The organism is uncultured Oxalicibacterium sp. (assembly GCF_913776015.1).
GTDB lineage: Bacteria > Pseudomonadota > Gammaproteobacteria > Burkholderiales > Burkholderiaceae_D > Oxalicibacterium.
This window is the reverse complement of sequence record NZ_CAJYMD010000001.1, coordinates 64,942-79,741: the sequence shown is the minus strand read 5'-3', so window position 1 is coordinate 79,741 and position 14,800 is coordinate 64,942. Positions and strand designations below refer to the sequence as shown.

Annotated in this window: 15 protein-coding genes and 1 tRNA gene; 10 read left to right on the top strand and 6 right to left on the bottom strand. The window is 54.8% G+C overall.

The features are described from left to right. Nucleotides 1-50 precede the first annotated feature (50 nt). The 4 genes from QZ725_RS00405 to QZ725_RS00390 all read left to right on the top strand — a co-directional run bounded on the left by QZ725_RS00405 (nucleotide 51) and on the right by QZ725_RS00390 (nucleotide 5,273). Nucleotides 51-737, top strand: a complete 687-nt coding sequence (locus tag QZ725_RS00405; protein ID WP_293775471.1) for a hydrolase — start codon at nucleotides 51-53, stop codon at nucleotides 735-737. 291 nt (nucleotides 738-1,028) lie between these two features. Further along, the gene (locus tag QZ725_RS00400; RefSeq protein WP_293775470.1) at nucleotides 1,029-3,992 is read left to right on the top strand and encodes a sensor histidine kinase; all 2,964 of its coding nucleotides are present in this window, start codon (nucleotides 1,029-1,031) and stop codon (nucleotides 3,990-3,992) included. Further along, nucleotides 3,985-4,611 carry a response regulator transcription factor gene (locus tag QZ725_RS00395; protein ID WP_293775469.1) on the top strand — a complete coding sequence of 209 codons (627 nt, stop codon included), beginning with the start codon at nucleotides 3,985-3,987 and terminating at the stop codon, nucleotides 4,609-4,611. The genes QZ725_RS00400 and QZ725_RS00395 overlap by 8 nt, the downstream gene beginning before the upstream one ends. A 116-nt stretch (nucleotides 4,612-4,727) precedes the next feature. Further along, entirely contained in the window at nucleotides 4,728-5,273 is a 546-nt protein-coding gene (locus QZ725_RS00390; RefSeq protein WP_293775467.1) for an AraC family transcriptional regulator, read from the top strand. A gap of 14 nt (nucleotides 5,274-5,287) precedes the next feature. Here the strand turns inward: QZ725_RS00390 and QZ725_RS00385 are convergent, their stop codons facing one another. After that, on the bottom strand, nucleotides 5,288-6,238 hold the full coding sequence (locus tag QZ725_RS00385) for a LysR family transcriptional regulator (RefSeq protein WP_293775466.1): 951 nt from the start codon (nucleotides 6,236-6,238) through the stop codon (nucleotides 5,288-5,290). Between the two features lie 98 nt (nucleotides 6,239-6,336). Between QZ725_RS00385 and QZ725_RS00380 the strand changes: the two genes are divergently transcribed. Beyond that, the gene (locus QZ725_RS00380; RefSeq protein ID WP_293775465.1) at nucleotides 6,337-7,578 is read left to right on the top strand and encodes an MFS transporter; all 1,242 of its coding nucleotides are present in this window, start codon (nucleotides 6,337-6,339) and stop codon (nucleotides 7,576-7,578) included. Nucleotides 7,579-7,650: 72 nt separating this feature from the next. Here the strand turns inward: QZ725_RS00380 and QZ725_RS00375 are convergent, their stop codons facing one another. Further along, complete coding sequence (locus QZ725_RS00375) at nucleotides 7,651-8,448, bottom strand: bifunctional hydroxymethylpyrimidine kinase/phosphomethylpyrimidine kinase (RefSeq protein ID WP_293775464.1); 798 nt, start codon at nucleotides 8,446-8,448, stop codon at nucleotides 7,651-7,653. A gap of 216 nt (nucleotides 8,449-8,664) precedes the next feature. Between QZ725_RS00375 and QZ725_RS00370 the strand changes: the two genes are divergently transcribed. The 4 genes from QZ725_RS00370 (at nucleotide 8,665) to QZ725_RS00355 (ending at nucleotide 10,953) form a co-directional block, all read left to right on the top strand. After that, nucleotides 8,665-8,979, top strand: a complete 315-nt coding sequence (locus QZ725_RS00370; protein ID WP_293775462.1) for a hypothetical protein — start codon at nucleotides 8,665-8,667, stop codon at nucleotides 8,977-8,979. A gap of 52 nt (nucleotides 8,980-9,031) precedes the next feature. Then, on the top strand, nucleotides 9,032-9,400 hold the full coding sequence (locus QZ725_RS00365) for a hypothetical protein (protein ID WP_293775460.1): 369 nt from the start codon (nucleotides 9,032-9,034) through the stop codon (nucleotides 9,398-9,400). A 173-nt stretch (nucleotides 9,401-9,573) separates the two neighbouring features. Continuing rightward, complete coding sequence (locus QZ725_RS00360; RefSeq protein ID WP_293775508.1) at nucleotides 9,574-10,167, top strand: OmpW family outer membrane protein; 594 nt, start codon at nucleotides 9,574-9,576, stop codon at nucleotides 10,165-10,167. A 150-nt stretch (nucleotides 10,168-10,317) separates the two neighbouring features. Continuing rightward, on the top strand, nucleotides 10,318-10,953 hold the full coding sequence (locus tag QZ725_RS00355; RefSeq protein ID WP_293775459.1) for a flagellar brake protein: 636 nt from the start codon (nucleotides 10,318-10,320) through the stop codon (nucleotides 10,951-10,953). 12 nt (nucleotides 10,954-10,965) lie between these two features. Here the strand turns inward: QZ725_RS00355 and QZ725_RS00350 are convergent, their stop codons facing one another. Further along, nucleotides 10,966-12,075, bottom strand: coding sequence for an acyltransferase family protein (locus tag QZ725_RS00350; RefSeq protein ID WP_293775458.1), 1,110 nt, complete (start codon nucleotides 12,073-12,075; stop codon nucleotides 10,966-10,968). Between the two features lie 467 nt (nucleotides 12,076-12,542). On the opposite strand from QZ725_RS00350, the gene QZ725_RS00345 reads away from it, so the two are divergent. Further along, on the top strand, nucleotides 12,543-12,767 hold the full coding sequence (locus QZ725_RS00345) for a hypothetical protein (protein ID WP_293775457.1): 225 nt from the start codon (nucleotides 12,543-12,545) through the stop codon (nucleotides 12,765-12,767). A gap of 31 nt (nucleotides 12,768-12,798) precedes the next feature. On the opposite strand, the gene QZ725_RS14955 is transcribed toward QZ725_RS00345, so the two are convergent. From QZ725_RS14955 to QZ725_RS00330, 3 genes are all read right to left on the bottom strand, one after another. After that, nucleotides 12,799-14,274 (bottom strand): EAL domain-containing protein, encoded by a 1,476-nt coding sequence (locus QZ725_RS14955; RefSeq protein ID WP_366773385.1) that lies wholly within the window; start codon nucleotides 14,272-14,274, stop codon nucleotides 12,799-12,801. Nucleotides 14,275-14,392: 118 nt separating this feature from the next. Beyond that, on the bottom strand, nucleotides 14,393-14,611 hold the full coding sequence (locus QZ725_RS00335; protein WP_293775456.1) for a hypothetical protein: 219 nt from the start codon (nucleotides 14,609-14,611) through the stop codon (nucleotides 14,393-14,395). Between the two features lie 61 nt (nucleotides 14,612-14,672). Beyond that, a tRNA-Asn gene (locus QZ725_RS00330) sits at nucleotides 14,673-14,748 on the bottom strand. Nucleotides 14,749-14,800: the final 52 nt, after the last annotated feature.

Sequence of the window (14,800 nt, the reverse complement as noted above, 5' to 3'; positions counted from 1 at the left end):
TGCATGGGCAATTCAGCATCCATGCAACCAATCAACCCAAGGAGCATTGAATGAGCAACCCAAAACTGGAAGTCCTGACCCCGACTAATTCGCAGTTGATCTTTATCGATCATCAACCACAAATGGCATTCGGTGTACAGTCTATCGATCGCCAGACCTTGAAGAACAACACCGTTGCGCTGGCCAAGGCGGCCAAGGTATTCAACATTCCAACCATCATCACGACGGTGGAAACCGACAGTTTTTCGGGCCACACTTATCCGGAATTGCTGGATGTCTTCCCGGATCACAAGCTGCTGGAACGTACTTCCATGAATTCGTGGGATGACCAGAAGGTGCGTGACGCCCTCAAGGCCAACGGTCGTAAAAAGGTGATCGTATCGGGCCTGTGGACCGAAGTCTGCAACAATAGTTTTGCCCTGTGTGCCATGGCCGAAGGCGGTTATGAAATCTACATGGTGGCCGATGCATCCGGCGGTACCTCGCAACTGGCGCACGACATGTCGATGCAGCGCATGATTCAGGCAGGCGTGGTGCCGGTTACCTGGCAACAAGTCATGCTCGAATGGCAGCGCGATTGGGCGCGCAAGGAAACCTACGATGCCGTGACCGGCATCGTTAAGGAACATTCGGGTGCATATGGCATGGGCATCGACTATGCCGTCACCATGGTGCACAAGGGTGCGGAACGTACCAAGGTCAAGAACGAAATTCTGGCACCGATTCCCGCAAAATAAGCGTATGCAATGCGTGGCAAATGCGCAAACGGTTGGCAGGCTACTCATCGGCCTGGCTCTACCGCGCAACGCGCACGAGCACGCGTTTGGTCGTACCACGGGATACCGTTAGTGGTATCCCATTTTTTCGTCGGGATGATGTTTCTGTCTGCAATCACGATCATGCATCCCCTTTCTCTTCTTGCTTCCCTATGTTCGTTTGCACATTCGTTGCGCGCCGCATCTGGTGTGCCTCGCTGGACGTTGGGATGCTGCCTCCTGTTGATACTGCTTGGGCAATGCGGTAACGCCTTGAGCAAGCCTCCGAACCGGATGGAGCACCACCGATGGCTGGCTGCGGATGGCGGGCCAAGTCAGGTTGGTGCAATTGCACAGACAGCCGACGGTTATCTATGGCTGGGGACCAATGATTCCCTGTTTCGCTTTGACGGCTTTGACTTCACGCCTTATCGCACCCCGGATGCAAAACCCATTGGTATCGTTTCTTGCCTTCTGGCCGTGGAGGATGAGCTATGGGTCGGGTTACGTGCGGGTGGTGTCGTGCGAATCAGAAAGCAGGGCCTGACACGTTTTTCGCCTGAGCAGTTGCAGCCGGGCGTGGTGTACGGCATGGCCAGAACCCACGATGGTGCAATCTGGGCGGCGGCGGAAGATGGGCTGGCACGTTTTGACGGACGACGATGGCAAACCGAATGGCAGGATTGGCGCTTGCCCGCGGGCAGAGCACGTGCCGTGTTTGTTGATCGCACGGATACGCTCTGGTTGGCGACTGCGGGAGAACTGTTTTATCTGCCTTCCGGTACCAGGCAATTCATCAATGCCGGTGTGAAGGTGGAATGGGGAAGCGGGTTTGCACAGGCGCCAGATGGTGCGATCTGGCTGGCAGAGCGCTACAAGGGCGTGCTGTATCGGATCGCCCGCGAACAGATGCGGACGACCGTCGACACATTTCAGATGGATGTGCCCGCCAGCAATTTGCATGTCGACCACGACGGTGGACTGTGGATCAGCACACTCGGTCAGGGTGTGCGGTATGTGGATTTTCCAGTGGATGCGACGCGGTTGCGCAAGGCGCAGGTTTTTTCCTTCCGGGATGGTCTGAGCGCCAATTATGTGTGGCCGATCTTTGCCGACCGTGAACACAACATCTGGATCGGCACGAGCGCCGGTCTGGACCGGTTGCGAACGCGTGTCCTGATGCCGTCCGGGCTGCCGCTGGATGGGCTGAACTATGCGCTTGCACCGGGCCGGATGGGGACTTTGTGGGCGGGTACCAGCAATCATGGGGTAACGCATCTGCAAGGCAAATACCAGCAGCGTTTCTCACTGCCATCACCGATTACGGCTGCCATGCGCGATGCGCAGGAAAACATCTGGATCGCCGGTCCGGCGGGGATATGGAAAACGGTCGGTGATATTCCGCGCTTCGTGACATCGCTGCCATCGGGAAGCAGTGCCGATTCAACCGTCCGTGCTTTGGCGGTGGATGCGAAGCACAGCCTCTGGGTATCCATCAATCGACGGGGACTGTATGTATGGAAGCATCATGCCTGGCACAAAATGCCCCCCGTCTCAGCGCTTGCAAGCCAGATCATGCCGGTTTCTGCCGCGACCGATGCGCAGGGAAATGTCTGGTTTGGTTATCGGGACGGCTTGCTGATCCGGCAGCAAGAAGATGGCGTGACGCGCTGGACAAGCAAGGATGGCTTGGATATCGGCCATGTCACCGCCATTCTGCATCACGGCGGTCGTACCTGGGTCGGCGGCCAGAACGGCATGGGATGGATCGAGAACGACCGCTTCGTGCGGCTGAACGTCCCGGACTGGTCTGCCTTCGGTAACGTGTATGCGATGCTGGCGGTACAGACGGCAGGAAATGCAGACGCCATGCCTGAGTTATGGGTGCATACACGATCAGGCATTTTTCAGATTGAATCGTCGGAACTCATGCATGCCGCATCCTTGCCGAATCATCGCGTGCGCTATCGGTCGTACGGTCGCTTAAGCGGACTGGCAAACGATCCGTATCAGGTGCTGCCGTTGCCGACGGCAGTAAAGACAGAGGATAACCGGCTCTGGTTCTCGACCAGTAATGGCGTGTTCTGGATCGATCCTGCGAGCGTGCAGTCGGATCAGGCCGGGCCGTCGACCCATATCGAATCCGTGGTGGCCGACGGTGCATTGCTTGCGAATTTGCAGCCTGCCGTGCTGCCTGCATCGACGCAGCGCCTGGTGATCGATTACACAGCCTTGAGTCTGTCGGCACCGGAAACGGTGTCGTTCAGCTATCGCCTCGATGGTTACGACAGCGACTGGCAGGTGGCGGGCCGTCGTCGGTCAGCGACCTACACGGGGCTGGACGCGGGAGACTATCGCTTCCGTGTTGTCGCAACGGATCAGGACGGCATCCCCAGCGAACAGGAGGCGACTTATACCTTTTCCATCGAGCCAACCTTGTACGCGCGCCCGCTTTTCCAGATATTCGGTGGCGTGCTGATTGTATTGCTCCTGATGCTGGCTTATGTCTGGAGCATGCGCGGTTTGCGGCGTCGCATGCATGATCGTCTGGCGGCGCGGCATGCAGAACGCGAGCGCATTGCGCGCGAACTGCATGATACCTTGCTGCAAGGCGTGCAGGGTTTGCTGTTGCGATTGCAGGTCATTGCCAATGCCATGCCAAGCGAGACCCGTGCGCGGGACGATCTTGAGAAAGCGCTGCTGCGTACCGAAAAAATGGTCGAAGAAGGACGTGACCGCGTACGCGACTTGCGTGATGCGCAGGTGCCGGTACGCATCGATCTTGCACAACGTCTGGAGGAACTCGGGCGGACCCTGGAAAGCGACAGTGGTGCAGTCTTCGAAATCAGATCCAGCGGCACGCCTGTGGAGATGTCGGCAGCGTTGCATCGCGATTTGTACGGCATTGCGCACGAGGCGATCGTGAATGCCTTTCTGCACGCGCAGGCAACCACTGTACGCGTGGAACTGCTCTACACCGCAACCCGCATTCGCTTGATTGTCCGAGACGATGGGATTGGTATTCCGCCTGCCTATCTGGGTCGATATGGCAAGGAAGGCCATTGGGGGGTATCCGGCATGCGTGAACGTGCGTCCGAGATCGGTGCGATTCTGGATATCCGCAATAGGGACGACGGAGGAACAACGGTTGATGTACTGGCGTGCCTGCGTGGTTGTCGCTGGCTGAAATGGCAGGCCTGGTTCAACAGAATCGCGGAATGGAGAAAACATGACTGACAGAAAAATCCGCATACTCATTGCAGACGATCATCCGCTCATGATCGAAGGCATTCGTGCCGTGATCGAGAGCCAGCCGGATATGGAAGTCGTGGCTGAAGCCGCAGACGGGCTGGAAGCATTGACGCTGTATCGCACGCATTTGCCGGATGTCGCGCTGATTGACCTGCAAATGCCGCGGATGAACGGCATCGATGCGATTCACCTGATCCGCAACGAATTTCCCACCGCGCGGATCGGCATTCTGACGACTTATCGCGGCGATGTACGTGCCAGTCATGCCATCAAGGCCGGGGCGCAGGCCTACCTGCTCAAGACCGCCTTGCGTACCGAGCTGACGGAAGCCGTACGTGTGCTCGCTGTCGGCAAGCGCTATTTTCCAACGGCGATTGCGGCAGATCTGGCTGATCATCTCGGGAAGGAGCATCTGACGCGGCGTGAACTGGAGATACTGGGACTGATTGCGGGCGGCCTGTCCAACAAGGAAATTGCTGACCATCTTGGTTTGGCCGAAGACACGATCAAGGGGCATGTACGCAGCCTGATGGACAAGCTGTCGGCGCGCAACCGTACACACGCGGTGGCGATTGCCGTCGAAAGGGGATTTGTCACGCCCTGAATATAATTCACGTTGAAAACCAACACGAAAGTGTTGGTTCAGGTCCGCCGACTTGAGTCTTTTGCATAACCGGCAAGGACTGCATGATGTCGTTTTGACAGCCCGCAGGGTCAACCATGCATACGATTCCTCGCGTTCTATCCGCAGATTCGGCTCGTCGGACGCCAGAATGCCTGTCCGCCTATCAGATTGCGATGGCCAGTCTGGGTGTCATGTCGATTTCTGTCAGCCTGGCGTGTCCTGCCGAACGTGCTGCGCCGTCTTGTCCCGGCTCGCAGATGTCTGCCGAAGGCGATGCCGTCAACAATGACCATGCAGGCTTGTGTGCATGGCAGGTGCATCGGCTCACTGCCTATATCGATGCGCATATCCACATGCCGATTCGCACGGTGGATCTTGCCCAGGCACTGAATCTGAGCGTGAGTCATTTTTCACGCGCGTTCAAGCGCGCATGCGGCATGACGCCACGGGACTTCATCCTGCGCAAACGTGTGGCGCATGCGTGTCTGGCGATGAAGCAGCAGGACATCAAACTGACGGAGATCGCGCATACCCTAGGTTTCTATGATCAGTCACATTTCACGCGAGTCTTCAAAAAACTGAGTGGGCAGTCACCGCAAGCCTGGCGCAGACAAGCGTGTCTGGCAGATATGAGTGAATGATCGTTCCGTCTCAATCAAGCCCGGCGCCATGAAACGGCACCACTCACTGAACCTGGCATGGCTTGCCGCATCGTATCGATGAAATGCCGCAGACGGGCAGGATAGAAGCGCGCGTACGGATAAATGATGGAGACTGGCAAGGGCGCTGCCTGCCATTCTGGTAACAGCTGAACCAACCGTCCACTCGCTAGATGTTCTTCCATCAACCATGAGGAGCCAAGGCATACACCCAGACCTTCCACTGCCGCATTGCTCAGCGCATACAAACTATCCGAACTCAATTGCGGCTGAATTGCGACATGACATTGCTCGCCAGTTGCGCTGTGCGTGAGTAGGACTTCGCGTCGATAAAAAGTCGGAATGGCAACCCAGGGGAGTACGGTCAGATCGCGCGCATGCTGCGGCATGCCATAACGCGCCAGCAAGGCAGGCGATGCCACCATCATGCGTGGCACTTCTGCAAGCTTGATGGCGACGACCGATGGATCATTGGTTTCGCCAACCTGAATCGCGCAATCGATGCCTTGCGTGATGAAGTCGCTGCCACGGTCATGCAGTATCCATTCGATCGTGATGCCCGGATAGCGGCGCATGAATTCGGCCAACGGTCCGATCAGTTGTTTTTGCCCGAACGCATGCGGCACGATCACGCGCAAAGAGCCGCTGACTTCACTGCTTGCCGCGCGCAGATCGGTTTCAAATGCTTCCCAGCCGGCCAGCAGTTCTCTGGCGCGTTCATAGCATCGTTCGCCATCTTCGGTCAGCTTCATCGCATGCGTGGAGCGTTGCAGCAATCGCAGGCCAAGTGAGCGTTCCAGTTGCTGCAGACGGCGGCTGATGGTGGGTTGGGTTGTACCCATTTGCGTTGCGGCAGCAGACAGGCTGCCGGCCTGGACAATACGGACGAAGGTTTGCATCAGCTCGATCCGATCTGAGCTGACGGCTGGGGATGATAGTTTTGTCATGCGTAAAGCGTATAACAATTCTGCGCATGGTGCTACTACCATGCCGAGGTTTATAGGATCAGACTTCGTTTCAGCTTTTATCAACTGGAGAAACGAGTATGTCTTCCATTCAAAATACGCATACAGAGCCTGTATTAGCAGCGACTGGAGCGACTCCGCTAAAACGGGACGTGCGTCTTTCCGGCATGCGGATCTGGCTGCTGGCTGCCAGCGCGGGCTTCAGCGTCGCATCGCTTTATTATTCGCAACCGATGCTGGGCGTGATCGGCAGCGATCTAGGGATATCGGATCGTGCTGTCGGCATGGTGCCGATGTCCTCGCAATTGGGTTATGCGCTGGGCATCCTGTTGCTGGCACCGCTGGGCGACCGGCACGATCGCCGTCGCATCATTCTGATCAAGGTTGCTGTGCTGGTGCTGGCATTACTGCTGGCAAGCACATCATCCGGCCTGAGTCTGTTGCTGGCATCCGGACTGGCAATCGGCTTGTCTGCCACCATGGCACAGGACATCGTGCCGGCGGCGGCCATCCTCGCACCCGAGCAGCATCGCGGCAAGGTGGTGGGTACCGTGATGACCGGCTTGCTACTCGGCATTTTGCTGTCGCGTGTGCTCAGTGGCTTTGTGGCTGAACAGATGGGGTGGCGCGTCATGTTCATCGCTGCGGCCGTCAGTGTCGCGATGATTGGCTTGGCCCTGCTACGCAGTCTGCCTGCCTTCAAGCCAACGACGCAACTGGCCTATCGTGCCTTGCTTGGCTCGATGCTGGATCTGCTACGCCGACATGCTTCGTTGCGTCGTGCAGCGATGGCGCAAGGTTTGTTGTCCGTTGGTTTCAGTGCGTTCTGGTCGACGCTGGCGTTAATGTTGCACGGCGCACCGTTTCACCTTGGTAGCACGGCTGCCGGTGCATTTGGGCTGGCAGGGGCTGCAGGTGCGCTGGCAGCGCCATTGGCAGGACGCATTGCCGATCGCAAGGGGCCTGAACTGGTGACGCGTCTTGGTATCGGTCTGGCTGCACTGTCGTTTGCAGCAATGGGATTGGCACCTTTCTTTTCGGTCGATGGCAGCCTGTGCCTACTGGTACTTTGTGCGATCGGATTCGATTTCGGTGTGCAGGCAACGTTGGTGGCGCATCAGACGATCGTGTATGGACTTGACCCGGCTGCACGCAGTCGTCTTAACGCGGTCCTGTTTGTCGGAATGTTCGTTGGAATGGCCGCGGGAGCAGCATTGGGTAGCCTGATGCTGGCACAGTGGGGATGGTATGGCGTGATTGTTCTCGCAACCTTGATGTCATTTGCGGCGCTGGTTGTACGTGTCTGGCCACAGCGACACTGATCGCCTTCTTCAAAACGAAAAGGCCTGTCAATCGATCAAAATTGGCAGGCCTTTTAGCGTGAAGATGGATGTTCAGTTGCAGAAGTCGGTGGGCAGGCGGCGTGGGAAATACTGACCGGCGCCTGGTCGATCGGCATCACGCAGTGTGCGCCAGGTATAAGCCAGCGCGTTCTCAACAGCCGTATGCGTGTCTTCGCCCAATGCCAGACGACCCGCAAGAGCACTGGCGAGCGTGCAACCAGAGCCGTGATAGCTGCCAGGCAGACGATCACAGGTGAAGGTTGCAGTAGATCCATCGCGCGAATACAGACGGTTGTGGACGCGGCTTTCTTCGCCATGGCCGCCTGTGATCAGCAGATGCTGGCAAAACGGCAGTAGTTTTTCTGCACATTCATCGGGTGTGCCATTTGGCAGTTCGGCCAGAATGCGTGCTTCCGGCAAGTTCGGTGTGGCGACGGTTGCGACAGGCAGCAAGCGTTCGCGCATGGCGTAGCCGACTTCGTCCTTACCGAGTGCGCCACCGCCACCCGCACGTAATACCGGATCGCAGACGATCGGCAAACCTTGCAGGCGCTGCAAGACTTGTACGACCGTATCAACCATGGCAACCGAGCCCAGCATGCCGAGCTTGACGCCCGCCACCGTCATATCCTTAATCACGGCATCGGCCTGAGCGAGGACCCAGTCAGCATCGAGAACACGGAAATCGGACACATCGATCGAATTTTGTACTGTCAATGCAGTGACGGTTGGCGCAGCATGGCAGCCTTGAGCCATGATCGCTTCGATATCGGCCTGCAGGCCGGCGCCACCGCTGGGATCGTGGCCGGAAAGACAGAGAACAACCGGGCGGGAATGATCAGGTTTCATGTGCAACGATTCCTTGCCAATCGCGGAGTGACATGCGATGTGAATGAGGGGCAGTGACTGCCTTGCTTGAACAAACGGGCGCTATTATAACTGTGTACTTGGTCGTGCATTGATTGGTCTGCGTGGAGTAAAAAACCTTCTTGTTCATGTTGCTTCTTGCTTCTCTGGTAAGGAGCAACGTACCATGCTCATACCATCATTTCTGGGAGGGACATTATGTCGGTATATCTGATCGAAGCCGTACGTTTCAATGCAACGGGGGATCGTGTGGAAATGGTGCGCTGGGGTCGCGGTCACCGCAAGGGAAATGGTTCTCCGGGGTGGGAAGCGACGATGGTCGAGCAGGATGTGAGTCTGGTGGTGGATGCCTTGCATTTCGGCGATGAGGTCGCCACGGCGTTCAAGGCAGGCGAGGAACTGGTGCTGGGACCGCGCGTGCATATCGTCTGTCATGAGCATGGCATTGAAGATATCGATACGATCGACCACGATGTGCCCGGTCGCATGCTGTCGGACTTGCCGCGATTTTGATCAACAAGGATGTCGCCTTTGGCGACATATTCAGATTTTTACGATAACGAACATGGGTGAAGAGTTAACACTGGACGAGTTTTCTGCACTGAAGCAGATTGCCGCGATGGGATGGCAGAAAACGCGTCCATCCGCATGCGTGGCGCGTAACATCAAGCGCCTGACAGGGCTGAAATATGTGTCGCACACGAAAGGCATGCCAACGCTGACAGAGAAGGGAAAGCAGACGCTGTTTCTGCATCAATGCGTGGAAGCATTGTGTCAGCTGGATGCCAATGCTTCGCTTCCAGTCCCGCCGGATGTGGCAACTTTTCTTGAACGCAAAGGGCATGTTTCAGGAAATGCGACTGACGGATTCGTCATCACAGCCAAGGGCAAGGAGTGCCTGGACGATATCAATTCCCGAGCCAAAGTGCGTTGAGAATCACGGCGTGAATCCCGGGTGCAGTGCCATTTAATATCAAAGAAACAGAAATTTATTAGCAATACTTTTTTTGACCAGCGTCAAATTCCGAAGTTGTCGAACCGTTTAACGTGACGGTGTTGTATTCAACTTTGGAGGTTATTGTGAAAAGAAGTATTGCAGCACTCGTCATGATTCTGTCGGCAGCCGCCGGATCGCAAGCATTCGCACAACAAGTACAGGAAGGACCATGGCTGGTACGTGTACGTGCAGTCCATCTCGACCCTGCAAACAAGTCTGACCCTATTGGTGGTACCGGTGCAGCCAATCGTCTGACCATCGATTCGAAAACGATTCCGGAAGTCGATATCAGCTATTTCTTCACGCCTAACTGGGCGGCAGAACTGGTCCTTACGTATCCGCAAAAGCAGCGTGTCTATCTGGATGGTAGCGACATCGGCAGCTTCAAGCATCTGCCACCGACGCTGACATTGCAATACCACTTCACGCCTGAAAAAACGTTCAGCCCATACGTGGGTGCCGGTATCAACTACACACGTATTTCGAGCGTTCACTTGTTGAATGGTAGCGCCGATCTGGAAAGCAGCAGCGTGGGACCTGCTTTGCAAGCGGGTATCGATTACAAAATCAATCGCAACTGGTCGCTGAATCTGGACGTCAAGAAAGTCTATATTCGTTCCGATGTGAGCAATGCTGCCGGGACTATTAGTCAAGTCAAGGTTGACCCTTGGTTGATTGGGGTCGGTGTCGGTTATCGCTTCTGATCACAATAAAACCAGAAGAGGCGAGGGGAGGCGACCCGATAGCTATCCTGTAATAAAGGAAGTCATTACAATGCCGAACTTCGTTTTGCAGCGGGCTTTCGGAAAATGCAGGATCAGGCACAGCAGGCGGTCAATACCAAAGAGAATTCGATGAATTTGCAGCCCGGAACCCGGTTGCAGATTTTTACGCATCGCGGTCACAAGCCCATGCAATATGTCTCTGCCGTCATTGGCTTCGATTTTCCCAACTACATTCTGATCCAGCAACCGCGTGAAAGTGGTTCGCTTCTCACTTTCATCGATGGTGAGAAGTTGACCGTACGCGTGTTCTCGGGCACGACCATTTTTGCGTTTGATAGTGTCGTCCTGAAAACACTGGCGCATCCCGTCTATTGTCTGTGCATCGCCTGTCCGCTTGATGTTCGTACTAAAAAAGTCCGTAGTGAGATGCGTATCAAGGTGGCGATGGGTGCAGAGGTCGTTCGCGCTTCTGGCAGCGAACAAGTATCCTTGCAAAATCTGAGCGCGACAGGATGCCTGATCATGTCATCGAACAATCTCGGAAGTTTCGATGACGAACTTGGGTTGCGTTTCACGCTGCCACCCGGAGATGGCGAGCCTAGTCATGAGATCGATGTCCACGCAAGGATTCGCAATGTCATGCCACACGGTGCCGCAGGCATGACGACTGGCGTCGAGTTCGTCAAGGTAGGTGCGACCGAGTCGCTGGTGATCCGCAATTATGTATATGAAATGATGCTGGACGGCCGACAGAACATTGCCTGATTTCCACTGCATTCATTTCTTCTTCCAATCCAGAGGGAGCAATAGCGCAGAGAGGAGCCTACTGCGTTTGCACACCTCCCAGATCGCAAGCGCAATACCGGTGCAGGCGATGAAAGCGATCAGTCCCGCAAGTATTGCGGGCAGATGCGGTTGCAGGGCTGCCACCAGCGGGAACTGGATTTGTGCATGAAACAGCAAAATCATCAGGCTTCCCTTGCCAATGTAGGACAGCATTTTTCGCAGGTGCATGACTTGCGCAAGTAGCGTGCAGATGCACAGCATCAGATAGATTCCCGCCAAAGCCTGAATCGTGGAGATGAAGAGACTATCGTAGCGGCGCATGTTGAAGTCGATGCGGAAGCCGTATTGCATATTGAGCAGAATGGCGACCACGAATGCGATTGTCATGACAATCGGATGGATGCGGAAATTCTTGGCAGGTGTGGAGAGAAAATGCCCCAGCAAGAAGTAGCTTGCTGACAGCAGCAGGACATCGGCGCTGAAGGGCAGTCCACAATGCAGCAGCATGGGCTCCACATGCATGATGCGTTCGCAGGCGGGATTGTCGCGTACGGTATCAAACGCATTCATCACGTAATAGCCGATGCCCAGTAACAGTAGCAACACTGCACTTTTCTTGATGGGCTGATCAATCAGTGATTGCCCATGTTTGACGAGAATGGCAACGCTGACATAGAGCAGCCAAAGATGCGGCAGAAACCACAGCACATTCCAGCCTAGTGTAAAGCCGGTGCCATAGAAAATCCCTAGTAGCACGGATTCCACGCTTTCTTTCCCCATCAACCACTTCAGCAGTCCGCCCAATAACAGCACCATGACGTAAGGTTTCAGCCAGGCATCGGCGCGCCGCCACGCAATCGTGCCGATGTCGCGTCGCCCGACTGAAAAAATAACGCCTGAAATGAAGAAAAAGAAAGGTAAACGAAAGGCCGCTAGAAAATTGGCCGCGTCTTCGTAATGCGAAGTAAAGATGCGGTTGTGTCCAAGAACGATCAGCAAAATGCCGATTCCCTTGGCGACATCGATCATCGGTAGACGGGGTTGTGGAGGATGTGTGGTAACAGGTGTGGCTTGAGATTGATGCGTGACGGCAATCGGCATGGCAAGGCAGATCGATACGCTACGTTATGGATGGCAAAGAAATTGCCAAGAGTTCGCGCAGGTTCTCGATGAAGAAGTTCTTATTGCCTTGTTAGATGCTATTTTGAAAATATGTTCAACTCAAATCATTTTGAGCTGATGATTTCAGTATGGTGATGCGCGTTGACCGTATGAATAGCCGGATTTCAGTCGAACTAGAAAAGCCAGATCAGGGCCGATAGCGCAATCGAAATGACGAAGGCCAGCGTTTTGGCGGGGTGGTTATCGATAAGATAGTTCATGGAAAGGACTTTCATGGAAGCGGCGACAGTATTCCGTTGCTTCGATGAAAGAGCAATCCCATGAAATGGGGATTGTTGAATAGAAAGCGATTAATCGTCCTCATGCGCGGAGGAGTGCATTCGCATTCCCGCAATGTCTGGAAAATTCCCGTATATTGCGTTTTTCAATTTTCATCTGCTTCTATCATGCAAATCACTGCTCAGGAATTCGCCGATCTCGTTACGCAAGCCTTGCAAGACCCTGAAAGATTGGGGAGCGATGCCAGCTTCGGTGTAACGCTATTGCGTGTGGGAAGTGGTTACCATCTGCGTCCGGTAGGGGAAACACCGAGCACTTTCATCCATGAGTGCTATCGGATCATCTACAGCCTGTATCAACCCACATCTACCGTCGTACCGCCGCCGCTTTGATCTCTGCGGTGTTCTGACACTTACCGCCCGTTTAAATGTTGGTCATTTGCTGATGTGACATGGCGAACATATTGAATGCATCGATGGGCAAGGGTTTGCTTAGCAGGTAGCCCTGAAACGCATGGCAGCCGAGTTCCGCAAGAAATTGCCTTTGTTCCTCAGTTTCGACGCCTTCTGCAATGACATGTAATTCCATGTTATGCGCCAACTCTACGACGGTTTGCACGATCGCGACATCATGCTTGTCGATTGTGACGTCGCGTACGAAGGAACGATCAATCTTGATCTGGTCAAGCGGCAACCGTTTTAGGTAGCTGAGCGATGAGTAGCCGGTGCCAAAATCATCCAGCGATAGTCGTACGCCTTTTGCTTTCAATGCATGCATCTTCGAAATGATGTCATTCACATCATTAACTAGCATGCTCTCCGTCAGTTCGAGCGTGAGGCGTGTCGGTTCTACACCGGAGCGATCCAGTACAGAGATGACTTGGTTGACATAATCGCGCTGTTTGAACTGCGATGCGCTGACGTTGACGGCAATGCTGAGATGTGCGGTCGCGGGATTCGCTGCCCATGCTTGCAATTGCGTACAAGCTGCGCCCAAAACCCAATGACCGACGGGCAGAATCAGACCGCTTTGCTCGGCCAGCGGAATGAAGTCCGCAGGTGATACCAGGCCTTTTGTTGGATGGCGCCACCGTAGCAACGCTTCGGCACCAACAATGTGACCATCATTTCCGACCTGCGGCTGAAAATGGAGTATGAGCTGTTCAGCGGAGATGGCTTTGCGCAGATCCGCTTCCATCGCATTGCGTTCGGCCAGATTGGTTTGCATGACCCATAGCAGCGTGACCAGTAAGGCTGTCACGAGGATATTGTGTATCCAGGATCCGGGAGCGCGGACATCCGCACCTAATGCGTATGGCGTGCTGATGCCCCATTGCGTGCTGGCGAAAAAGATAAAGGCACCAAGCGCTGCCAGCAGCGTGCCATAGCGCAACCAGACTGCATCGCCTTTAAACACCAGCCATGCGAATAGGGCCACAACCAGAAAATAGTTGTGATTGGAGCGAGGTGCATCTGCTGTAGGGACGTCCAAAAAGACGCAGAACACGCAGAGGATCAGATACACCGCCGAAAACAGCGTAATCGAAGCGAAGCGTATTTTCCCGCGCCAGGTCAGCCAGGCGACACCGATTGCAACAGCAATTGAAAGTATGTTGATCGGCCAGATAATCCAGTTGCCCTGTGTGGCAAAGTAAAAGCCCCAGGCGATGGAAATGCAGCCCAGTACCAATGCGCTGAGCAGCAAGGCACGGCGCATGCGTAGCGATTGTTTGGGATTGGGCGCAGGAGGCATGCTCATTATTGTTTGCCGTCTTTCATCGACATCTGGGAAAGCTTGCTCTTCGTTAAAAATTCTACGCTTCTGAATTAACTTTGGGCAATTGTCGGTTGCCAGGCTGTAGTTCGAATGGCTGGTTTGGCTAACCCTCGGTGAACGCATGGATGGTGGGGGCGGGTACTGTTTGTAATGCGAGGCTGCTCTATATCCCCAAAAGAAAAGGCCCTACATGGTAGGGCCTGATAATTCTTTTATGTCGCGGATCGACTGTCTTCAATAATTATGGTCGCAAGACGCCGGGACTTGGCGCACCTTCGTAATAGGCAATCGCATAGCATTCGCGAATGAAATCCCGATCAGGAGAGCCGATCATTTTCAGCACATAGCCATAAGGCTCGCGTGCCAATTCCACGCCGTAATGTGGTTGGCTACCAGCGCGAGCCGGGTCGCTTGCGAGTTCGTTGACGCGGTCTGCGAATTCCTGTGGTGTACGTGCCATGACAATTCCTGTCGTGAAATGGAAAAAGGGCCCAGCTTTTAACTAGGCCCTTTGCATTCTGTGGCTCCCCGACCTGGACTCGAACCAGGGACCTGCGGATTAACAGTCCGTCGCTCTACCGACTGAGCTATCAGGGAACAGAGACAAGATTATGTCTGAAACTTCCTTGCCTGTCAAACACTAAGAGAA